The organism is Lapidilactobacillus salsurivasis, assembly GCF_054785215.1.
This window is the reverse complement of sequence record NZ_BAAABI010000013.1, coordinates 19,590-41,124: the sequence shown is the minus strand read 5'-3', so window position 1 is coordinate 41,124 and position 21,535 is coordinate 19,590. Positions and strand designations below refer to the sequence as shown.

The 21,535-nt window shown below is 50.0% G+C and carries 23 protein-coding genes; 19 read left to right on the top strand and 4 right to left on the bottom strand.

What is annotated here, in order from left to right:
• Positions 1 to 191: 191 nt before the first annotated feature.
• From tagD to rfbB, 5 genes are all read left to right on the top strand, one after another.
• The gene (gene tagD, locus ACYVSB_RS11865; protein ID WP_461219558.1) at positions 192 to 578 is read left to right on the top strand and encodes a glycerol-3-phosphate cytidylyltransferase; all 387 of its coding nucleotides are present in this window, start codon (positions 192 to 194) and stop codon (positions 576 to 578) included.
• Positions 579 to 766: 188 nt separating this feature from the next.
• Complete coding sequence (locus tag ACYVSB_RS11860; RefSeq protein WP_461219557.1) at positions 767 to 1,048, top strand: hypothetical protein; 282 nt, start codon at positions 767 to 769, stop codon at positions 1,046 to 1,048.
• The gene (locus ACYVSB_RS11855) at positions 1,011 to 1,184 is read left to right on the top strand and encodes a hypothetical protein (RefSeq protein ID WP_461219556.1); all 174 of its coding nucleotides are present in this window, start codon (positions 1,011 to 1,013) and stop codon (positions 1,182 to 1,184) included. The genes ACYVSB_RS11860 and ACYVSB_RS11855 overlap by 38 nt, the downstream gene beginning before the upstream one ends.
• A gap of 180 nt (positions 1,185 to 1,364) precedes the next feature.
• Positions 1,365 to 2,228 (top strand): aldo/keto reductase, encoded by an 864-nt coding sequence (locus ACYVSB_RS11850; protein WP_461219555.1) that lies wholly within the window; start codon positions 1,365 to 1,367, stop codon positions 2,226 to 2,228.
• A 123-nt stretch (positions 2,229 to 2,351) separates the two neighbouring features.
• A complete protein-coding gene (gene rfbB / locus ACYVSB_RS11845) occupies positions 2,352 to 3,386 on the top strand; it encodes a dTDP-glucose 4,6-dehydratase (protein ID WP_461219554.1) in 1,035 nt (344 codons plus the stop codon).
• Between the two features lie 423 nt (positions 3,387 to 3,809).
• Here the strand turns inward: rfbB and ACYVSB_RS11840 are convergent, their stop codons facing one another.
• Together ACYVSB_RS11840 and ACYVSB_RS11835 are read right to left on the bottom strand one after the other, a co-directional pair.
• Complete coding sequence (locus ACYVSB_RS11840; RefSeq protein ID WP_461219553.1) at positions 3,810 to 3,932, bottom strand: hypothetical protein; 123 nt, start codon at positions 3,930 to 3,932, stop codon at positions 3,810 to 3,812.
• A gap of 119 nt (positions 3,933 to 4,051) precedes the next feature.
• The gene (locus ACYVSB_RS11835) at positions 4,052 to 4,333 is read right to left on the bottom strand and encodes a hypothetical protein (RefSeq protein WP_461219552.1); all 282 of its coding nucleotides are present in this window, start codon (positions 4,331 to 4,333) and stop codon (positions 4,052 to 4,054) included.
• A gap of 340 nt (positions 4,334 to 4,673) precedes the next feature.
• On the opposite strand from ACYVSB_RS11835, the gene ACYVSB_RS11830 reads away from it, so the two are divergent.
• Together ACYVSB_RS11830 and ACYVSB_RS11825 are read left to right on the top strand one after the other, a co-directional pair.
• A complete protein-coding gene (locus tag ACYVSB_RS11830) occupies positions 4,674 to 4,826 on the top strand; it encodes a hypothetical protein (RefSeq protein ID WP_461219551.1) in 153 nt (50 codons plus the stop codon).
• A 351-nt stretch (positions 4,827 to 5,177) separates the two neighbouring features.
• Positions 5,178 to 9,512: a leucine-rich repeat protein gene (locus ACYVSB_RS11825; RefSeq protein WP_461219550.1), complete on the top strand. Its 4,335-nt coding sequence runs from the start codon at positions 5,178 to 5,180 to the stop codon at positions 9,510 to 9,512.
• Positions 9,513 to 9,821: 309 nt separating this feature from the next.
• Here the strand turns inward: ACYVSB_RS11825 and lexA are convergent, their stop codons facing one another.
• Positions 9,822 to 10,445, bottom strand: coding sequence for a transcriptional repressor LexA (gene lexA, locus ACYVSB_RS11820; RefSeq protein WP_461219549.1), 624 nt, complete (start codon positions 10,443 to 10,445; stop codon positions 9,822 to 9,824).
• A gap of 100 nt (positions 10,446 to 10,545) precedes the next feature.
• On the opposite strand from lexA, the gene ACYVSB_RS11815 reads away from it, so the two are divergent.
• From ACYVSB_RS11815 to ACYVSB_RS11800, 4 genes are all read left to right on the top strand, one after another.
• On the top strand, positions 10,546 to 10,791 hold the full coding sequence (locus ACYVSB_RS11815; RefSeq protein WP_461219548.1) for a DUF896 domain-containing protein: 246 nt from the start codon (positions 10,546 to 10,548) through the stop codon (positions 10,789 to 10,791).
• 202 nt (positions 10,792 to 10,993) lie between these two features.
• A complete protein-coding gene (locus ACYVSB_RS11810) occupies positions 10,994 to 11,233 on the top strand; it encodes a YneF family protein (protein ID WP_125596281.1) in 240 nt (79 codons plus the stop codon).
• 86 nt (positions 11,234 to 11,319) lie between these two features.
• On the top strand, positions 11,320 to 13,080 hold the full coding sequence (locus ACYVSB_RS11805; protein WP_461219547.1) for an ABC transporter ATP-binding protein: 1,761 nt from the start codon (positions 11,320 to 11,322) through the stop codon (positions 13,078 to 13,080).
• Between the two features lie 97 nt (positions 13,081 to 13,177).
• Positions 13,178 to 14,941, top strand: coding sequence for an ABC transporter ATP-binding protein (locus ACYVSB_RS11800; protein ID WP_461219576.1), 1,764 nt, complete (start codon positions 13,178 to 13,180; stop codon positions 14,939 to 14,941).
• Between the two features lie 624 nt (positions 14,942 to 15,565).
• On the opposite strand, the gene ACYVSB_RS11795 is transcribed toward ACYVSB_RS11800, so the two are convergent.
• Complete coding sequence (locus tag ACYVSB_RS11795; protein ID WP_461219546.1) at positions 15,566 to 16,222, bottom strand: lysophospholipid acyltransferase family protein; 657 nt, start codon at positions 16,220 to 16,222, stop codon at positions 15,566 to 15,568.
• A 111-nt stretch (positions 16,223 to 16,333) separates the two neighbouring features.
• Here ACYVSB_RS11795 and ACYVSB_RS11790 point away from each other — a divergent pair, with 111 nt between their 5' ends.
• From ACYVSB_RS11790 to ACYVSB_RS11755, 8 genes are all read left to right on the top strand, one after another.
• The gene (locus ACYVSB_RS11790) at positions 16,334 to 17,071 is read left to right on the top strand and encodes a tRNA1(Val) (adenine(37)-N6)-methyltransferase (RefSeq protein ID WP_461219545.1); all 738 of its coding nucleotides are present in this window, start codon (positions 16,334 to 16,336) and stop codon (positions 17,069 to 17,071) included.
• Positions 17,072 to 17,160: 89 nt separating this feature from the next.
• Complete coding sequence (locus ACYVSB_RS11785; RefSeq protein ID WP_461219544.1) at positions 17,161 to 17,454, top strand: hypothetical protein; 294 nt, start codon at positions 17,161 to 17,163, stop codon at positions 17,452 to 17,454.
• A 249-nt stretch (positions 17,455 to 17,703) separates the two neighbouring features.
• Entirely contained in the window at positions 17,704 to 17,988 is a 285-nt protein-coding gene (locus ACYVSB_RS11780) for a GIY-YIG nuclease family protein (RefSeq protein ID WP_461219575.1), read from the top strand.
• 76 nt (positions 17,989 to 18,064) lie between these two features.
• Positions 18,065 to 18,487, top strand: coding sequence for a hypothetical protein (locus ACYVSB_RS11775; RefSeq protein ID WP_461219543.1), 423 nt, complete (start codon positions 18,065 to 18,067; stop codon positions 18,485 to 18,487).
• Between the two features lie 142 nt (positions 18,488 to 18,629).
• The gene (rpsB, locus tag ACYVSB_RS11770) at positions 18,630 to 19,424 is read left to right on the top strand and encodes a 30S ribosomal protein S2 (protein WP_125596263.1); all 795 of its coding nucleotides are present in this window, start codon (positions 18,630 to 18,632) and stop codon (positions 19,422 to 19,424) included.
• Between the two features lie 124 nt (positions 19,425 to 19,548).
• Positions 19,549 to 20,427: a translation elongation factor Ts gene (gene tsf, locus ACYVSB_RS11765; protein WP_461219542.1), complete on the top strand. Its 879-nt coding sequence runs from the start codon at positions 19,549 to 19,551 to the stop codon at positions 20,425 to 20,427.
• A 318-nt stretch (positions 20,428 to 20,745) separates the two neighbouring features.
• A complete protein-coding gene (locus tag ACYVSB_RS11760; RefSeq protein ID WP_461219541.1) occupies positions 20,746 to 21,096 on the top strand; it encodes a hypothetical protein in 351 nt (116 codons plus the stop codon).
• A 141-nt stretch (positions 21,097 to 21,237) separates the two neighbouring features.
• On the top strand, positions 21,238 to 21,519 hold the full coding sequence (locus ACYVSB_RS11755; protein WP_461219540.1) for a hypothetical protein: 282 nt from the start codon (positions 21,238 to 21,240) through the stop codon (positions 21,517 to 21,519).
• The last annotated feature ends 16 nt before the right edge of the window (positions 21,520 to 21,535 follow it).

The following is a 21,535-nucleotide window of genomic DNA, read 5'->3' as shown; positions in this document are numbered from 1 at the left end:
CTTGGTCATGGCCGCTAGGATTGCCGGGCAGAAGCTGGCATGTTTTGGAATTCGCGGGTTTTGAACGGGTAGACTATGCTATAATACAAATGTTGCTTTGGCCGCGCCGGCGTCTGCGGCTGTCGCGTAAGTTGGCAGTCAGCGCTGGTTGCATGTGGCTGAAAAATCCAGTCAAGGACGGGGAATTTATCATGAAACGTGTCATTACTTATGGAACTTTCGACCTGCTTCATTGGGGCCATGTGCGTCTATTGAAGCGGGCCAAGGAATTGGGGGATTATCTGATTGTCGGGTTATCCACCGACGAATTCAACGAGTTTCAGAAGCATAAAGAGGCTTACACCAGTTATGAACACCGAAAAATGGTGCTGGAAGCGATTCGCTACGTCGACGAAGTGATTCCGGAATCCGGTTGGAATCAGAAGGTACAAGATGTGCAAGAGCGTGATATCGATGTTTTCGTGATGGGCGATGATTGGCGGGGGAAATTTGACTTCCTTAAGGATTACTGCGAAGTGGTCTACTTACCCCGAACGGAAGGCATCTCCACCACTAAAATCAAAGACGATCTTAAATAAGCAGTCCCTCTCAGCCAACGCGTTTTCGGCGGGTTGAGGTAGTGGCTGCTAGACCTGTTGTCATGAGACGCAGGTCTTTTTTTAAACGTGCTACGCGAGGATTGGCTGTTCCGCTTAGTTACGCAAGGCTTTTGGAAGTTAAACCCGCTCTCCTAAGACACTCAGTGAGTGAGGGTGGACTGCTTGGGTTGATTCATCCTGAACGTGTCCCGGTTTATCTGGCAAACTATTCTGGGGTCACCAATTTAAAGCTTGCAATCACTAACCACGGTCGTCAATTGCGTGGCTCTCCATCAATTAGCCATAGCTTGCCAGCTGGCGTGAGTGCTCAAACGGCTATTAAAACGTTGAGCGGCTGGAGCGGAGAAATTCGGGGTGAGATCGCCGTGAAATTGGTCTTAGTGGCTATGCCACTTAGACCAAGGCTCAGCTTTGAGATTTTCGGCGCCCTTCCGAAAAGCTCAAAGTGACGCCCACAGCGAGCTCACCCCGAATTTCGCAGCGCAAGCTGCGGCCAACATTGAAACGTGCTCACAGCCACCCATCCTCGCTCCGCACTCTGTTTTTGTGGGGATTTGCTTGTTTGAAATGGTCATCTTCACTTAATCTTCCGAAGCTTTTCACATAAAAAGGTTTGTTTCATTCGCCAATAACGGCTATGCTAAGGAAATAGAGTGCTGAGCACAACGGATTGACTTCGAGCATTGCGTAGCTCAGCACAGAAGTCAGTTGCGCACAGCGCGTTTCAAACCAGTGCTGAATGGGTTGAGAAAGTAGGGACGAATCATGGAATATCAAACGCTGAATAATGGGTTACAAATCCCCAAATTGGGATTAGGAGTTTTCCAAATTTGGAACCCGCAAGAATGCCAGGAAATCGTTGAGCAGGCGTTGGCTTGTGGTTATCGCGCGATCGATACGGCGGCGGTGTATTACAATGAAGCCGCGGTGGGTCAAGCGTTGCGGACCAGTGGTGTCCCTCGTAAAGAAATCACTTTGACCAGTAAGCTGTGGTTGACTGATGCCAGTTACGAAGGGGCAAAGCAAGCTTTTTCGCGGTCAACGGAGCGCTTGGGCACGGATTATTTGGATGTGTTTTTGATTCATCAACCTTATGGCGATTATTTCGGTGCGTGGCGGGCGATGGAGGAGCTTTACCAAACCGGTCAGGTCAAGGCGATCGGTGTGTCAAATTTTTCCGCCGGGCGCTTGACCGACTTGATTCTCGCCGCTAAAATCCCCCCAGCAATCAATCAAATCGAACTGCATCCATACCGGCAGGCTAACTTACAGCGGCAAGCTGGGGAACTTGCGGATGTGGTCACCGAGGCGTGGAGTCCCTTCCATCAGGGCCGCGATGGGATTTTCCAAGATTTAGTTTTGCATAAAATCGCCGCCGCTCATCAGAAAACAGTGGCTCAAGTTATTTTGCGCTGGCAAACGCAACAAGGGCTGATCACGATTCCCAAATCGGTTCATCTAGAACGAATGCAGGAAAACTTGGCGATTTTCGACTTTCGCCTGACGTCAGCGGAAATGGCGACGATCGCGGAGCTGGATCAAGCGCCTGAGAGCAACGGGCCAGAGGAGTCTGCGGAATTGGTCCAACGACTTCATCAGATCAATCCTGATTTACCGCGAATCGATTGAATGAACCAAGGATGAAGATACGCGCGATTTTGGCCGTCATCTATAATATTTACGATGGCGATGAAACTTATTTTTCGCCTGTATTGGTACGATAAAGCACGGTTGATCGAGGAGGATTAACTCATGGGGACAACGCAGTTCAAGGAAGTTTTGGTGACGGGGGGCGCTGGTTTTATCGGCGCCAACTTTGTTCATGATGTTGTTGCCATGCAGCCGCAGGTTCATGTGACTGTTTTGGATAAGTTGACTTACGCTGGCAATCTGGCAAATTTGGCCGCTTTGCCGGCCAATCGTGTGCGCCTAGTTGTCGGCGATATTTGTGACGCCACCTTAGTTGATCAATTGGTGGCTGGGGCTGATGCGGTGGTCAATTATGCCGCGGAGAGCCACAATGATCGGTCGCTGTTGGCGCCAGCGCCCTTCATCAAAACGAACATTGAGGGCACTTATACTCTTTTGGAGGCCTGCCGCAAATATCAGGTGCGTTTCCATCAAATTTCCACGGATGAAGTCTATGGCGATTTGCCCCTGGTGACCGCGGCAGAGCGGGCGCTAGCACCAAAGTTTACACCGGATTCCCCATACCGACCCAGCAGTCCCTACGCCGCCTCCAAGGCCAGCGCCGACTTGCTGGTCCAGTCCTGGGTCCATTCTTTCGGATTACCCGCGACCATTTCCAATTGTTCCAATAATTTCGGTCGCTATCAACATATTGAAAAATTCATCCCCCGCCAAATTACCAATATTTTAGTCGGACGGCGGCCAAAATTATATGGTTCTGGGCTTAATGTTCGCGATTGGATCACCACTTCCGATCATTCGCGGGCAGTTTGGACGATTTTGACCCAAGGGCGGCTAGGTGAAGTCTATTTGATCGGCGCGGATCAACAATTGGATAATTTAACAGTTCTCCAAATGATTTTGCGAGAAATGGGGCAGCCGGCGGACGCCTTTGACTGGGTTGAAGATCGGCCGGGTCATGATCGCCGATACGCAATCGATGCTTCCAAGCTCCAGCGAGAGTTGGGCTGGCAGCCGCTTGCTGGTGATTTTGCCAGCAATTTGCGGACCACGATTGCTTGGTATCGGGACCATCAAGATTGGTGGCGCGGACAAAAAGCTGCAGTGGAGGCGGCTTACGCGCGACAAGGACAATGAGTTGACGTCGTGGGCAGTCATTAATGCCGATGTGCTTGAAACTGCAGCATACGCTGGGCTTGAAAAAATAGTTTGTCCGCGGCTTGCGCTGCGCTTGGTGTTGGTGGTGGGCAGATGTGGTGGGCTCCAGGTCGGGCTGGGGGTGGTGGAACGCTGCGGGCACGACTTGAAGCTTTTCGGAAAACCACCGAAAATCTTCAAGCTCGGCCTTATTCTAGGCGGCAAAGCCGCCAAGAATAATATCGCGGCTGACTCACCCCCAGCCCGACCTTCCGCCAAGCGAACGAACAGCCCACCAACGCCAGAGCGTGAACCGACCTGGTCAGCTTCTGAGCATTAGCCTAGCAACTATTTTGGAGGCCGGTCTATGCCTCCGGAATAGTTGCGTAGCTAAGCGGAAGAAGCTAGGTCGGTGAACACGTTTCAACGCCAAGCTCCGCTCCAGCCGCTCAACGTTTTAACAGCCGTTTGAGCACTCGCGCCAACGGGCAAGCTATCGTCAATTGATGAGGAACCACGTAATTGACGACCGTGGTTAGTGGTCACGAGCTTTAAGTTGGTGACACCATTACAGTCTGCCTGATAAACTTAAGCAAGTTCTTTATCAGTAAGTTGAATCGGTCGAGTTTCCTCCAATGATTGGTTACGGAAACAAGCAGAGCTGTTCAGTCTACGCAAAATAGCCCGACCTCCTGATCTAAATCAGTTGGCATTGCCGTACCACCCCAAAAGGGCATTTGTTTGTCCACGGCTTGCACTGCGAAATTCGGGGTGAGCTCGCTGTGGGCGTCACTTTGAGCTTCGCAAAACCCGCGAATCTCAAAGCTGAGCCTTGGTCTAAGTGGCAGAGCCACTAAGACCAATTTCACGGCGATCTCACCCCGAATTTCTCCGCTCCAGCCGCTCAACGTTTTAACAGCCGTTTGAGCACTCACGCCATTTTGCAAGCTATCGCCAATTGATGGGGAGCCACGGAATCAACGACCGTGGTTAGTGGTCACAATCCTTGAATTGGTGACACCATTAGAGTCTGTCTGATAAACAAAGCTAGTTCTCAGTGAACTAACTGAATTGGTCGGTTTCCAACCAGAATCCGTTTAAGCAAGTGAGATAAAGCTGTTGGCACTATCCGAAATGTACCAACCTTACGTCCCCGAATTCGTTGATGTTGCCGTACCATCAAAAAAGTGGGTAATTGTTTGACCGCCACACTTGCAAAAGCACTTCGTTAGATGCCCAACTTCGATTGCGGATAGGCTCAATTCTGTTCAGCAACCGCCTCAGGACGTGTGGCTCAGCGGTGAGATTATTCTTAGCGATTTATCGCTTAGAATAAGGCCTGATTTTGAGACAAGCCGCGGTCTTTGCGGATTGGCTCAAAACAGTGCCCACCGCGTTCCAGCCACGACAAACGTCCTGAGGCGGTTGCGTCACCACTAAACCCACCTCACTTGCAATCGGGTGATAACTTTGGCGTAAGTTTTTTTGCTCGATGCTAGCACATCAAGCAGGGCGCATCTCACAAAATCAGAGGATTCGGCCCTTGTCTAGACGAGAAATTTGGGGCTTTTTTTTCGTTCTTTTTTCGAATGAAGTCGTTTCTTTGCTTGATCTATCGCGCTTTATCGCCTTTCCGTCCGATTTTTTCGAGGACTGAAAGGCGTTTTTTGATGGGGAAGCGGAAGCGTTGGGACGGACTTTTGCCAGTAAAGTTTATATAATGCATTTGAAAATATGTTTAAACAGCTTTATTTGCTTCTGGGTCCCAATTCGGGGGAGGATGTGGTCACAGTGACAACAAAAAAGACGTGTTTGCACCGACGCGAGCGGGGGTTCGCGGTGTCTTTGGTAGGAATGGCAACCTTGATCGTACTAGGTGAGCCGCCACATGCGGCGCAAGCAGAAACGGCGACCGTGGCGGATGCGGCAATAGCCGCTGCCACGACGGCAATCTCAGCGCCGGCCGTGGCTGGAGGAACCAGCCAATTAATCGCGCAATTAGCGCAACCGGCGGCCGCACCGGCGGCTCCAACGGCGCTGGCACAGATTCAAGCGCAACAGCAACAACTGGCGGAATTGGGTAATGGCCCGGCAAGCGTAGCGGCGCCTACCACTGGTGTCACTGCCACAACGGCGCAAAGTGATTTCCAATGGTCGGTTAATGAAGGGACGGGCGGCGCGACCTTGACTGGCGTTAATGGCAATCTTCAGCTAGGGGCGGTGGTCGTACCGGACACGGTCACACTGAATGGCGAAACGTATCCGGTGACCGCTATCGGCGTTGGGGCGTTTCAAAGTCAAGAATCGTTAACATCGATTTCCTTTGGCGCGAACTTGCAAACCATTGGCGCGAATGCCTTTGTTTATGATGCCCAACTGGCCAAGGTTGACTTTAGCCAGGCGACGCAATTGACTACCATCGGTGCCAACGCTTTTCAATCGGATGGAAGTTTGACCAATGTCGATTTGCCGCAAAATTTGACTGAACTAGGTGATGGCGCGTTTGAGTATAGCGGGGTGACCAATGTCAATGTGCCCGCAAGTTTAACTAGTTTGGCAGCTGAAACCTTTACAAGCTGCACCAAGTTGGCGCAGGTAACTTTTGCACCGGACGCGCAATTGCAGACGATTGGCGCCAGTGCCTTCGCTTATACCTCGGCTTTGACAGGTTTTGACCTGCCTGAAGCGGTGAAAGAAATTGGCGCCCAGGCCTTTGCTGGGTCTGGCTTGGAGAGCTTTACAATTCCGGCCACATCGCAACTGACCACGATCAGCGCTGGCGCTTTTATGTATGACGATCATTTGCTGGCCTTCACTTTTCCCGATACGTTGACCACGATTGGGGAACAGGCTTTTCTAGGAGCTAGCAGTATTCCACACGTTAGTTTTGGCCCGAATTTAACCACGATCGGGGAACAGGCTTTTCTCTATGACCAAGGCTTGATTAGCGCTGATTTCAATCGGGCCACCGCTTTGACCACGATTGGCGCTCAAGCCTTCGAGTATTGTGGCTTGACCGGCGCGTTGAATCTGCCGCAAAATTTGATCACGATCGCTGATGGGGCTTTTGCTGGCAATCACATTACCGCGATTGGTTTCCCGACGGCGCTGAAGACGATCGGCGCGAGCGCCTTCGCCTACAATGTCATTCCTGGGACTTTGCGGATCCCCGCATCAGTGACGACGATCGGCGCAGACGGATTCTTGGGCAATCAATTGGAGGCCGTTGTGCTTGATGGATCGCAGGTCGATTTAGGTAATGATGTGTTCACCTATAACCGGATCACCACGATCCATGGGCAAACGATTGTTAATGAGGATGTCATCGGCCGGCAAAATATGGCGACGATTTTCACCGACCCGGCTCATGTCAGCATTGGTGATTTCTTCAGTCTGGCTTACGATGGGCGCTCTGGCATTGAACAGGATCTGAGCATCAGCGATTTGACCAACGGGGTCACCTATCACAATGGCCAGTTCATAGTACCGACGGGCACGACTGATTTCTATTTTGACTGGGATCTGCCGCAAAATGGTGCCACGATTTATAGTGGTCATTATCATGTGGTCTTGAGTAATCCTGAAATCAAAGCCGTTGATTCGACGGTGCTAATGGGAACGTTCTGGAATGCAGACGACAATTTCTTAAGCGCGGTCTTGGATGACGGGCATGTTTTGACCTTGTCCGATTTAACAGTTAGTGTCCAAGACCCGCAAGGCAATTCGGTTCCCACCGTTGATTCTACTAAAGGCGGCGCCTACAAAGTTACTTATTCTTATGGCAATTACGCGACGACGGTGACCGTGACCGTGGCGAAACGACCAGGCAGTTACACCTTGACCGGCAGCAGCCACGCACCTTACACCGGCCAAAATCAAGCAGTCGGTGCGACGGATCCTTACCAAGTTATCCTTTCCAATGGCACGAAGTATACGTTAAAGTCTGGGGACCTGGAACTAGCAGCGGGAACCACAGCAACAAATGTGGGCCAATATTCAGTCACGCTGAGCAAACAAGGCTTAACAAATATCCAGAGTTTCAATACGGAAAACGCCTACTACGACTGGACCCAAGCGGCCAATAGTCAAGCTGATTTAACCGTGACCCCTGCGCCGGTCACCATCACCGCCAATGACGCGATGAAATATACGGGTGATCAGGACCCAGAATTAACGGCCACGGTCAATAACCCGGCCGCGGCCACTGGCGGCGCGGCGATCGCCTATCAATTGGCGCGGACAGCGGGTGAAACGGCTGGCAGTTATCCGATCACCGTGACCGCTACCGCCAGCGCTAATCCCAATTACACCATTAGCACCACGCCAGGCACACTGACGATCAAAGTAAGCCAGCAAAGTATCTCGGCCTTGCCGTTTACCATGACCGCAGGCGATCCCGCGCCAACAGTTGATGATTTTCAAGCCAAAGCCACCGACAAAAATGGTGACGCCAGCACCTTGAGCCTGGATCTGGGCAACAGCGATCTGAAGACCCCGGGCAATTATCAAGTGACCCTGCACAGCGCTGACGGCCAGAGCAAAGAAGTAACTTTGACAATTTTGCCGAACTTAGCGACCTTGACCGGCGCCGACTTCACCACCTATCTCAATCACCCCTTGCCAACATTAGCTGATCTGCAAGCCAAGGCCACTGACAAAAAAGGCCAGGAGCAACCGGTCAGCGCCGATTTCAGTCAAGTTAAAATGGATCAAATTGGCGACTACAATGTTGTCTTGTCAACGGCGGCTGGTCTCGAGAAAACAGTTGTCGTCCATGTCGTGGCCAGTCAGGCCCAGATCAGCGGGAATGATTTCACCATGTACGTGGGCCAAACTGAACCAACGGTCGCCGATTTCAAGGGCGCGGCCCAAGACGATAGCGGCGCGAACTTGGCCGTCACCGCCGATTTCAGTCAGGTTGCTTGGCAAACACCCGGGGATTACGCTGTGACACTCCACGCAGGCGCCAACTTGAGTAAAGTCGTGACGTTACATCTTTTAGCCAGCAAAAAGGGGATTCACGGTCAGAACTTCACCATGTATGTCGGTGATGCGCAACCAACGGCCAAGGATTTTCAGGCCGTCGCCCAAGATGACGCCGGCAACGGGCTGTCAGTAACTGCCGTTCTGGATCAAGTCGATTTCCAAAAACCTGGGGAATATCCGGTTAAGCTGACTGCTAGTGATGGTCAGACTTTAGCGGTGACGCTGACGCTTTTAGCGAACCAACAAAGTTTGACTGGCAACGATGCGAGTATGTATGTGGGTGATCCTTTGCCAACCGTCACAAACTTTGCGGCGCAGGCCACGGATAAAAGCGGCCAAGAAATTGGTGTCGACGCCGATTTGAGTCAAGTAAACGATCAAGTTCCCGGCAAGTATCCGGTCCTTTTGACGGCGGTGGATGGTCAGAAGAAGACCGTCTATCTGACGGTCAAACCAGATCTAGCCAGCCTAACTGCCAAAAACTTCGCCATGTTTATCGGCGACCCGACACCAACCGTGGCCAATTTCCAGGCAGTGGCGACAGATCGGGACGGCCAACCAGAAACCGTCTATCTGGACTTGCGAGAAGCTGATTTGACAATGCCGGGCAAGTATCCGGTCACGTTAACGACCGCATCGGGTGAACAAGTTGTCGTGAAATTAACGGTCATTGCCAAATATCATCAACCTGAGGAACCCGATAATCCGGAGAATCCCGAAAACCCTGAAAAACCGGTGAATCCGGACAACCCAGAGAAGCCGGAAAATCCAGAGAAACCGACTAAACCTGAAAATCCAGAGAAACCAACCAAACCGACCAAACCGACCAAACCATCGCAGCCAAGTAAACCAACAGTGCCTAGCAAACCGACCAAGCCTAGTCAGCCGACGACGCCACAACAACCAGGTGGTGGTCAACCAACTGGCACGACCAATCGGCCAACAAACAATCCAGAAAATCAGCCATCCCTCAACCAGGGGGCGCTGAACGAGCACAAATTACCGCAAGCAAACGAGCAACGGCACATTTGGCCGGTGATCATCGGCGGTTTGATGTTAGGACTGGTGACTTTGGGGAGTTGGTTTGACAAGTTTCGCCATCATGGCACCCATACACCGCCGAAGAATCAAATCAAATAGGTGAAAAAACTCAACGCGCCGTGGCCGGTTTTAAGCCATGGGTTACCGGACTTGATCAACCGGACCTGACTTGAAGCGAGCTAGGCTGGTTAGAATCAGCGCATGCGTTAAACAAACGATTCCGACCCGAACTTTTCTGTCGGTCTTAACTGTAAGCACGGCTAAAATTCGTCACAATTCAAGAAAAAGCACGACCTCCTTGTCGCGCCTGGCTCAGCTACGAATCTAGCTGAATAGGCACCAACATTGAGGCCGTGCTTTTGATTTGGTCATGTTTGATGGGAATCAGGCGGTGTGACTTAAACCGCTTTAGAAAATATGAGCTCGATATAAACTGATCACTTTACCCAGAATCGTGGCGTTAGGCATAATGATGGGATCCATCGTGTCATTTTCCGGTTGCAGGCGAATGTGCCCCTTTTCGCGGTAGAAACGTTTACAGGTCGCCTCGTTCTCGTCATTCATGGCGATGACGATATCCCCGTTGTTGGCGGCGCGTTGTTGGCGAACAATGACTTGGTCACCGTCAAAAATGCCAGCGTTGATCATACTTTCGCCGCGAATGGTCAACATGAAAAGATCGTTATCGTCCAAATTCAAGTTTGGTGGCAAGGGGAAATAATCGGTGGCCTCTTCCACCGCCAAAATTGGTTCGCCGGCGGTGACCACACCCAACAGGGGAATCAGCTGTTCTTTAACACCAATCGCGTCGCGGCCCATTTCAGTCAACTCCATGGCACGAGGTTTGGTTTTGTCACGATCTAGGTAGCCGCGCTCGGTCAAGCGCGCTAGGTGACCATGAACGGTCGAAGAGGATGACAGGTCAACAGCAGCGCAAATTTCCCGGACGGTTGGGGGATAGCCACAATCGTTGACGGTATCATAAATAAAGCGTAAAATTTCAAGTTGTTTGTTGCTGATTCCTTTTGTCATAAGGCACCTCAAATGTAGTATAATTAAATATTAGCATAAAAGCCCAGCCATAGCAAACGGATGTTCCCCATTTGCGGGCTGGTTGAAGGAGTTGTTGTCGATGAGTGAAATCGATCCTAAGTTGATCGCTCGGATCAACGAATTAGCCGCCAAAGCCAAACGTAATCAATTGACCGCTGAAGAAACCGCGGAACGCCAAGAGTTGCGTCATGCCTATTTAGAACAATTTCGGGCGGGTTTCCGCACGCAAGTTGAGAATCTGCGCTTGTTTGATCAGCAAGGTCAAGAAGTGACCCCTGAGAAAGTGCGCCAGATCCAACGGGATAAAAATTTACGCGATGATTGATTCGATTGCGGCGCAAGTTAGTGGTCAGGCCGGAACAAGTGGCGGTTAGCCACTGTCGACCAAGTCATCTGGAATGAGAGTCTGATGAGATTCGCGAGAAATTTTTAAAAAATACATTACTAATTTGTAAAATACCCTTGCAAGTGACAGGGTAATCTGGGTAAAATGAAATTAGCATTTTTGATTAAGGAGTAGGGCGAGCATGAATACAGGACTATGGATCTTATTTATTGTATTAGGTGTACTATTAGGTGCAGTGGCGGGCTTCTTTGGCGCGCGGGCCTATATGAAGAAGTATTTTCGCGACAATCCGCCGATCAATACTGATATGATGAGAGCAATGATGGTACAAATGGGGCAGAAGCCTTCTGAAAAGAAGCTGAACCAAATGATGAGTGCCATGAAGGCTCAACAAGCTAAAGCTGAGAAGGAAAAGAAATAGTCAACTCACTTTAGGCCATACCAGGTAACGATCGCAGGTGCTTGCACCTGTTTTTTTTGTGGAATTTTTTAAGGTGAGGTAAAGAAATGGGAATATTTAAGAAGCTCGGCTGGTTCTTCAAAGCCGAAAAGAAACGCTACATTTGGGGATTGATTTTCCTACTTTTGGCCGATTTGGTCGGACTGATCCCACCACGGGTGATCGGGATCTTGGCCGACAAAATGGGTAATAAGCAATTGACACTGTCACTTCTGGCGGAATGGTTAGTGTTGTTAGCGATGGCGGCGATTATTCAGTATTTGAGCCGCTTTGGCTGGCGGACGATGATCTGGGGCGGCGCGGCCACCTTGGAACGAGAAATGCGTTCGCGTTTATTCGCGTTCTTCCTGAAAATGGACGCCACCTTTTTCCAGAAACATCGGACCGGTGACCTGATGGCCCACGCCACCAATGACTTGAACGCGATCCAGAACGTGGCCGGCGCGGGAATCTTGACCTTGGCCGATTCGATTTTGACCGGGAGCACCACGATCATTGCCATGTTGATCTTTGTCGACTGGCGTTTGACTTTGATGGCAATCTTGCCCATGCCGCTGTTGGCGATCATGGCCCGGGTGTTAGGGCGCCATTTGCACACGGCGTTTGGCGAGTCGCAAGCGGCTTTCTCCCGCTTGAATGACAAAACTCAGGAATCAATCAGTGGCATCAAAGTCATCAAAACATTCGGCCAAGAAGATGAAGACGTGGCCGATTTCGACAAAATCGTTGACAAAACGATTACGATCAATAAGAAAGTTTACCGGATCGATTCGCTCTTTGATCCGGCAATCTCAATCATTATTGGGCTGACCTACGTGATCACGATTATTTATGGGGGCACCTTGGTGGTCAACCAGACGATCACTGTCGGGCAATTGATTTCCTTCATTGCCTATATTGGCGCGTTGGTTTGGCCGATGTTCGCCATCGGTCGGTTATTCAACGTCATCGAACGGGGCAACGCCAGTTACGATCGGGTCAACGAACTTCTTTCTGAAAAGAGCCAAGCGGTGGCGCCAAAAGTGGACACCGCGCCAGTTGTCAGCGGCGATTTGGATTATCAAATCGAGCGGTTCAGCTATCCTGATGATCCACGCCCAGCATTGCAGCAGATCCACTTCAAATTACGCCAAGGTCAAACCCTGGGCTTAGTCGGCCGTGTTGGCGCTGGGAAAACAACGATCATGAAATTATTGCTCCGGGAATTCGATCATTATCAAGGCCAGATCACGATTGGCGGCCAGGATATCCGTGATGTGCCCGCCGCCAGTGTTTTAGGCGCGATCGGCTACGTTCCCCAAGATAATTTCTTGTTCTCCACCACCGTGCGCGATAATATTCGCTTCGCGGCGATGGATCAAGATCAAGACGCGGTTGAGCACGCGGCAGCCCAAAGCGCAATCCATGACGATATTTTGCACTTCAGTCAACAATATGAAACCCTCGTCGGTGAGAAAGGGGTCTCCTTGTCCGGTGGGCAAAAGCAACGGCTGGCAATCTCCCGGGCGTTGATGGTCTTGCCTGAGATTCTGATTTTAGACGACGCATTATCGGCGGTGGATGCCAAAACAGAAGAAACGATTCTGGAGAATTTGAAGCATGATCGCCAGAACAAAACCACGATCATCGCAGCCCATCGCTTGAGTAGTGTGATGAACGCCGATGAGATCTTGGTAATCGACAACGGTCAGATCATGGAACGGGGCAATCATCAAGAATTACTGAATCACGCTGGTTGGTATGCGGACATGTGGGCCAAACAACAAGTCGAATCAAAATTAGGGGGTGAGCAAAATGGCGCAGAATAAAGAAAAGAAATCCAAGCAGCGGTCTGATCACCAAGATCCAACCGACGCAACGACCGCGACCAGCGAGAATCAATCCGTTTGGGCGCAAAGTATTCCCATGAAGGAACAAGGCCGGATCATCAAGCGAATGCTGAAGTTTACCTTGCCGTTCAAGTGGCTGTTTATTATTGCCATCTTAAGCGCCACCGCCTTGTCCTTAATGAATGTTTTCTTGCCGCGGATCTTGCAGGAATTCATGGATAAATATCTCACGCCAGCCCGGGGGACCACTCGGGTGATTTTAGGCTTTGCCGCTTTGTACTTTCTTGGTGTTTTATTGAAAGCGGTGCTTCAGTTTGTCAGTAATTATCTGTACTCCGTTGGGTCCGAGAAGGCGCTAGAAAGTGTCCGGCGCGCGCTATTCAGTAAGTTGCACACTTTAGGGATGCGCTACTTTGACTTGACGCCGGCAGGTTCGATCGTCTCGCGGGTGACCAATGATACCATGTCCTTGATGGACTTCTTGCAATTCTTCGCGTCAATTTTGACCGGGTTGCTGGGAATCATCACCGCTTATTTCGCGATGGCGGCCTTGAATGGCACCGGCGCATTGGTTGTTTTGGCCTTTTTGCCAATTTTGCTGGTGGCGATTTGGTATTATGCCCGTTACAGCTCGCGCGTTTACCGCCGGATGCGGGAACGTTTGAGCGAACTGAATGTTAAGTTGAATGAATCCATCGAAGGAATTGCCGTCATTCAGGAATTTCGACAGGAACACCGGATCGGTCAAGAATTCGAGCAGACCAACGGCGAGTATTTGGCCACGCGCAAGGCGATGATCCACACCAACTCGCTGCTGTTGTCCTCGTTGATCAATTTGCTCTACGCTTTGGCGCTGACCGCTGTTTTGGCTTATTTCGGACTACTTTCGGAACATGTTTTCGTGGAAGCTGGGGTTATTTACGCCTTTACGACCTACGTCCAGAATTTCTTCAATCCAATCTCCGACATGATGGATTCGCTGTCCTTTATGCAAGATGGGGTGGTAGCTGGGAAACGGATCTTCCGAATCTTAGATGACCCGACGATCGCGCCGCAACAACATCCGGACGCGTCTGGGGAGATCACCGCTGGCAAAATCGAGTTCCGCCATGTTTCCTTTGCTTACGATGGCGAACACAAAGTCCTGAATGACATTTCCTTTATCGCTGAGCCCGGGCAGACCATTGGCATCGTTGGTCATACCGGTTCCGGTAAAAGCTCGATCATTAATATCATGATGCGCTTTTATGAGTTTTACGAAGGTCAGATCTTGATCGATGGCAAGGATATCAAAGACTATCCGATGACCGAATTACGGCGGAAAATGGGCTTGGTCTTGCAGGATTCCTTCATGTTCTATGGTGATGTGGCCTCCAATATTCGCCTGTTCAATCAAGACATCACTGATCGACAAATCGAAGAAGCCGCTGAATTCGTTCAGGCGGATCGCTTCATTAATAAACTATCCCGGGGCTACCACGCTCGCGTGATTGAAGGGGGTGCGCAGTTCTCCAGTGGTGAGCGGCAATTGATTTCCTTCGCGCGCACAGTGGTTACTGATCCGAAGATCTTGGTGCTGGATGAAGCCACCGCCAATATTGACACGGAAACGGAAAGCATGATCCAAGAAGGGCTGCGGCGCCTCCGCCGTGGTCGGACCACGATCGCCATTGCCCACCGTTTGTCGACTATCAAAGACGCTGAACAAATCATTGTCCTTGACGCCGGCCGCATTGTTGAGCACGGGACCCACGACCAATTATTGGCGCAAAAAGGGCGTTACTATCAGTTGTACCAATTGCAACATGGGGTCGACGCGACCGCGGAACCAACTGCTTAACAGCCATGTGCCACCACCGTGCTTTTTTGCGGGTTCACCTATCTAGCCTCGTACTTTTTGGGGGGGTTAGGTCGTTTGGCTGAATCTTAAGCTTGCCCGCCGCTCAAGAGTCCGGCTGACAAAATCAAGTCATGAGGTCAGCTGTAGCCGGTGAGATCTAGCGTCAATCAAAGGAGACACATTAACAAGTTAAGGAGAGTCGAGTCCAACTGGGGCTCGACTTTTTTTGGTCCGCGGCGGCCACTGATTGCTTTTGGTGGGGGGGAACTGATGAACGCCACTAGAAGTAAATACGCTAAGATGGCCGATTTTATTTTAAAAAGATGGCGAAAATTTCAACTTTTTCCTAAATCGTTTCTCCCAGGTTTCTCGCAAATGATTCTCGCAACTGATTTTCGCAAATAATTCTGGGAAATGATCTTCTCAGATGATTTGGTTAAATAAATTGCTCCAAATAGCACTCCATAGCACTCCAAATAATCCCGGCTAAAACTCGCGGCAGATATTTTTTCCAAATAATTCCATCTGACCTTCAATCCGAGCTGACCAAGCTAAAATTAAAAAAACACCGCGTGCGAGCTGGCTCTGAGGAGCGCTCCTAACGCGGTGCTGGTTGGCAATGGGCTATTTTAATTGATTTTTTGCTTTCTCGGCGGCTAAATGTTTCTCATCGGGCACGTAATGGAAATCGGGGTTGATTTCTTGATCCAGCGCGGCCCAGGCAGCGGTCATCTGTTGATTGATCATTTCTGACCCGGCTTCGTCCAACTTCAAACGGCGGTCGATGGGGATCGGCTCGCCAAAGCCCACGGTGACCCGCTTGTGTTTGAGAAAGTCCTTGAACGTGACCGGGCCTTGGTAGACGGCGGGCAACAGCGGCACATTGGCCAACTTGGCGATCAAAGCGGCGCCGCCTTTGAGCTCACTGGAATAGCGGGTGCCAGACGGGAACATGATCAAGGCCAGTTTACCAGCCTTTAACGTGCGCACCGGAATTTTGATAACTGAGGGGCCGGGGTTGAACCGATCTACCGGAAAAGCATGGGCATGAACCAAAATCCAGCGCAGGATCGGATTGCGGAAGAGTTCCTTCTTGGCCATGAAGCTGAATTCTTTCGGACTGGCCGCCAGCGCGAAAATAATCGGTTCCCACCAAGTTCGGTGAGGCGCGACGAGAATGTAGCTGCCTTCAGGTAAGTTTTGCTTATTAACGGTTTTGGTGTGACCGTTGAGTAGCCACACGATGAAGCGGGCAATCGGTCGGATGATTTTGTAGAACATGACGTCACCTTTTATGCTAAAATTGAGTTCATAGAAAATTATAGCAGAAAAAGCGGTCAAAGGATATTTTTCGCAATGATATTCTTGGCCGGTCAATGTGGAGGTCTTCAAATGACAGAACGGGTCGATCAATTGGTCAACGGCGGTATCAAAATCATTCAAAGCGACGAGGTGTTCTCGTTTTCACTGGATGCGGTTTTGCTGGCGGATTTCGCCCAAGTCAAAAAAGCCGATCAAGTGGTCGATCTTTGCGCCGGCAATGGCGCCGTTGGTCTGTTTTTGAGCCAGAAAACCAACGAGACGATCACGATGATCGAGCTTCAAGAGAAACTGGCGGAAATGGCTCACCGGTCAGTTCGACTGAATCACTTAGAAAATCAGATCAATGTTTTACCGATTGATTTGGCGGACGCGCCGGAATTCTTGGGCACGGACTTTGCGGACGCGGTGACTTGTAATCCGCCGTATTTCGTTGATCAACCGCAAAGCACGAAGAATCCAAATCCCTATTACGCGATCGCGCGGCATGAATTGAAAACCAATTTGGCGGCGGTCTTGACAACCAGCGCCCGCTTGCTGAAAACCAATGGGCATTTTTACATGGTTCATCGGCCGGAACGCTTGGACGAAATCATGGCTAAATGCGACGCGGCGCGGTTGGCCGTTAAGCGCTTGCAATTCGTTTATCCCAAGGCAGATCGCGAAGCCAACATGGTTTTGGTGGACGCCATCAAGGACGGGCGACCTAATGGGGTGCGGATCCTGCCGCCGATCGTTGCTTATACCGAACAGGACGAATATACGCCCCAAGTCAAAACCATTTTGCATGGCGATGATTTAACGAAATAAATTTTTGGTGGGCAATTGGTTGAGTGGATTGGTGAAATTTGGCGTTCTGCTTTTTGTTCTTCGCTTGATTGCAGGTTTTGGTGGGTATTGTGCGTAAGCGCAACCGGCTGGGACTGCTGTTGCGGACTGGAACGTGGTGGGCATCGTTTGAAGCCAATCCGCAAAGTGCGCGGCTTGTCTTCAAATCGAGCCTTGTCCTAAGCGGCAAAGCCGCCAAGGACAATTTCACCACTGAGCCGCGCAGTCCCAGCCGGTTGCTGAACAGAATTGAGCCTATCTGCAGTCGAAGTGAAGGATTTGACGAGGTGCTTTTGCAAGCGAGATGTCAAAATAATCGTTCACCTTTTTTGGGTGGTACAGCAATGCTAACGAATACTGAGTAATAGGCCAGCAGATTTTGGGTGGTACCGACAGTGGATCTCGCTCGTTTGAACAGAATTTTTTCTGAAAATAGAATGATTTGGTTGATTCAACAGGATTCTACTCGAGTTCATCGAGAGGATTATTCTGTTGTCGCCCACAAGAGAAATTGAGACTGTCAGCCTATGTTGGCAGTTGTGTGGCTCTCAATCCGATTTGGAGCCCAATATCACATTGGTCGTGATTTTGACTAAACGAAAGGGAGGCGCACGATTATTTACTATTGCTATATTTTATTATGCGCCGATGGGACCTTTTATACGGGGTCAACTAATGACGTGGCCAAACGCGTCGCCACGCACAATGCAGGCAAAGGCGCCAAGTACACTCGCAATCGCCGCCCAGTTCGCTTGCTCTATCAACAAGAATTCGCCAGCAAGTCATTGGCCTTGAGCTTCGAGGCCAAATTCAAGCGCCATCGTCGTCAAGAAAAAGAAGCTTTCCTGAGAGCACATCAGATAAGTTGGCAATCAGAATTAGGCACTAGTCACAACTAGCTATCGCGAACTGGAAACGTGCTCCGTACAACTGGACTCGGTCATCTACATATTTCTTGGTTTGAAATCGATCGATTTGGCTGATTCATCAAGAAACTGCCGAGTTCATCAGAAAAATTGTACTGGGGTCGCCAATTTAAAAATTGTGACCACTAACCACGGTTGTTATTCACGTGGCTCCCTATCAATTGGCGATATCTTGCCAGTCGGCGTGAGCGCTCAAACGGCTGCTAAAACGTTGAGCGGCTGGAGCGGAGAAATTCGGGGTGAGATCGCCGTGAAATTGGTCTTAGTGGCTTTGCCACTTAGACCAAGGCCTGATTTTGAGACAAGCCGCGCACTTTGCGGATTGGCTCAAAACAGCGCCCACAGCGAGCTCACCCCGAATTTCGCAGCGCAAGCCACGGCCAAGCGATTTTTGCCAACAAATCTCATCCACAGCATATCGTCAACGAGAATTATTTTTACTGAAGAAAAACATCTGATAAATTGGCGTTAGGACTTGCAACTTGCATGAGTTCTGGTATAATTTTAAACGGTGTTATCACCAAATTCACACACATTGTGATTACGCTTGTGTTGCCGCGAGGTGCAGACGTGAGGAGAGCAATGTGGCGGGAAAAAACATAGGAGGCTTTATCATGGCAGTATTATCAATGAAACAATTGCTTGAAGCAGGGGTTCACTTTGGTCACCAGACTCGTCGTTGGAATCCAAAGATGAAACCATACATCTTTACAGAACGTAACGGGATCTACATCATCGACTTGCAAAAGACCGTTAAAATGGTTGACGATGCTTATAACTACGTGAAGGCTGTTGCCGCTGACGGTGGCGTTTTCTTATTCGTAGGGACTAAGAAGCAAGCTCAAGACGCGATCGCTGAAGAAGCAACTCGTGCGGGTCAATTCTACGTTAACCATCGTTGGTTAGGTGGGACTTTGACTAACTGGAACACGATCCAAAGCCGGATCCAACGCTTAAAGAACATCAAGAAGATGGCCATTGATGGCACTTTTGATGTCTTACCTAAGAAGGAAGTTTCCTTACTTAAGAAAGAACAAGAAAAATTAGAGAAATTCCTGGGCGGTATCGAAGATATGCCTCGGATCCCTGATGTAATGTTCATCGTTGATCCTCGCAAGGAACGGATCGCCGTTAAAGAAGCGCAAAAGTTGAATATTCCGATCGTAGCGATGGTTGATACCAACACTGATCCTGACGATATCGATGTCATCATTCCTTCAAACGATGATGCCATTCGTGCCGTTCGTTTGATCACTGCTAAGATGGCTGACGCTGTTATCGAAGGTCGTCAAGGCCAAGATGAAGTTGCTGAAGAAGAACAACAAGCTCCTGCAGCAGCTGAAGGCGAAGAATCGATCGAAGATATTGCTAATCAAGTTGAAGAATCGACTTCTGATGACGCTGAATAGTTTTTCGTCAAGCACTTATTGACAAAAAAGGAGAGTTTGCCGCAAAACCTGGTTTTGTCACCAAACTCTTTCTTTGTAAATTAAGGTACTTTTAAATCAAATTCTTAATAGGGGGCCTATTGAAATGGCAAAAATTACTGCAGCTCAAGTTAAAGAATTGCGTGAAAAAACCAGTGTTGGGATGATGGACGCCAAGAAAGCTTTAGTTGAAGCTGATGGCGACATGGAAAAGGCTGTCGATCTTTTACGTGAAAAAGGAATGGCTAAAGCCGCTAAGAAGAGTGATCGGGTCGCTGCTGAAGGGCTGGCGCAAATCGCTGTTGCGGGTGACGCTGCCGCGGTCATTGAAGTTAACTCAGAAACTGACTTCGTGGCTTCAAACGACAAGTTTACTGGCTTGGTTGACCAAATCGCCGAAGCAATCGCTGCTGGCAAGCCAGCTGACAATGAAGCTGCCTTAAACTTGACGATTGCTGGCGAGAAGATTTCCGACAAGATCACGGCTTTGACCGCGGTTATTGGCGAGAAAATCAGCTTCCGTCGTTTCGCTTTAGTTGAGAAAACCGCTTCCCAAAACTTCGGTTCATACTTGCACAACGGTGGCCAAATCGCTGCTTTAGTCGTTGTGGAAGGCGCGGACGAAGAAACTGCTCGCGACGTTGCCATGCATGTGGCGGCGATCAATCCAAAATATGTTTCCCGCGATGATGTGCCTGCGGAAGTATTGGCGCACGAACGCGAAGTCTTGACTGAAGAAACTCGTAACGAAGGCAAACCAGAGAAAATCATCGGCAAGATCGTTGAAGGCCGTTTGAACAAATTCTTATCTGAGATCAGCTTGGCTGACCAAGAATTCGTGAAGGATCCTGATTTGACCGTCGCTAAGTTTGTTGAAAGCAAAGGCGGCAAGTTGGTTAGCTTCGTTCGTTTCGAAGTTGGCGAAGGTATCGAAAAGAAAGTCGACAATTTCGCGGAAGAAGTTATGAGCCAAATCAAGGACTAATTTCTGAAATTGTTACTCTTGAAATTGAACTGAAAAAAATCCGTCGACAGCGTCTGCTGCCGGCGGATTTTTTGTGGTCAGCGATTGAAACGTGTTCACCGACCCAGCTCCCTGCGCTTAGCTACGCGATTGTTCCGGAAGCAAAATGCGGCTTCCAAAACAATTGCTAGGCTAATGCTCAGGAGCTACCCGGGTCGGTTCGCACTCTTTTTGGAAACGTGTTCGCCGACCCAGCTCCCTGCGCTTAGCTACGCAATTGTTCCGCAAGCGAAACCCACTTTCTTAAGACAATCATTTGGTGAAGGCCGCCTGATTTAGTTGATTCATCTAGAACCTGTCTTGGTTTATCTGACAAACTATTCTGGTGTTACCAATATCACGCCGTTGATTACTAACCACGGCCGTCAGTTGCGTGGCCCCTCATCAATTGACCATAGCTTGCCAGATGGCGTGAGTGCTCAAACGGCTGTTAAAACGTTGAGCGGCTGGAGCGGAGAAATTCGGGGTGAGATCGCCGTGAAATTGTCCTTGGCGGCTTTGCCGCTTAGGACAAGGCCTGATTTTGAGACAAACCGCGGTCTTTGCGGATTGGCTCAAAACAGCGCCCACAGCGAGCTCACCCCGAATTTCGCAGCGCAAGCTGCGGCCAACCTATTTTGGTTAGGCTAATGCTCCGGAGCTACCCGGATCGGTTCACACTCTTTTTTGAAACCTGTTCGCCGCCCAGCTCCCGCGTTTAGCTACACCAGACCTCCGGAAGCGAAACCCACTTCCGGAGGACTCCAATTGGGCGAAGGTTGACTGATTTGGTTGATTCATCCAGAACTTGTCTCGGCTTATCTGTCAAACTATTCTGGTGTCACCAATTCAAGGATTGTGATCACCAACCACGGTCGTCAATGGCGTGGATCCCCATCAATTGACGATAGCTTGCCAAATGACGTGAGTGCTCAACCGGCTGTTAAAACGTTGAGCGGCTGGAGCGGAGAAATTCGGGGTGAGATCGCCGTGAAATTGGTCTTAGTGGCTTTGCCACTTAGACCAAGGCTCAGCTTTGAGATTTTCGGCGCCCTTCCGAAAAGCTCAAAGTGACGCCCACAGCGAGCTC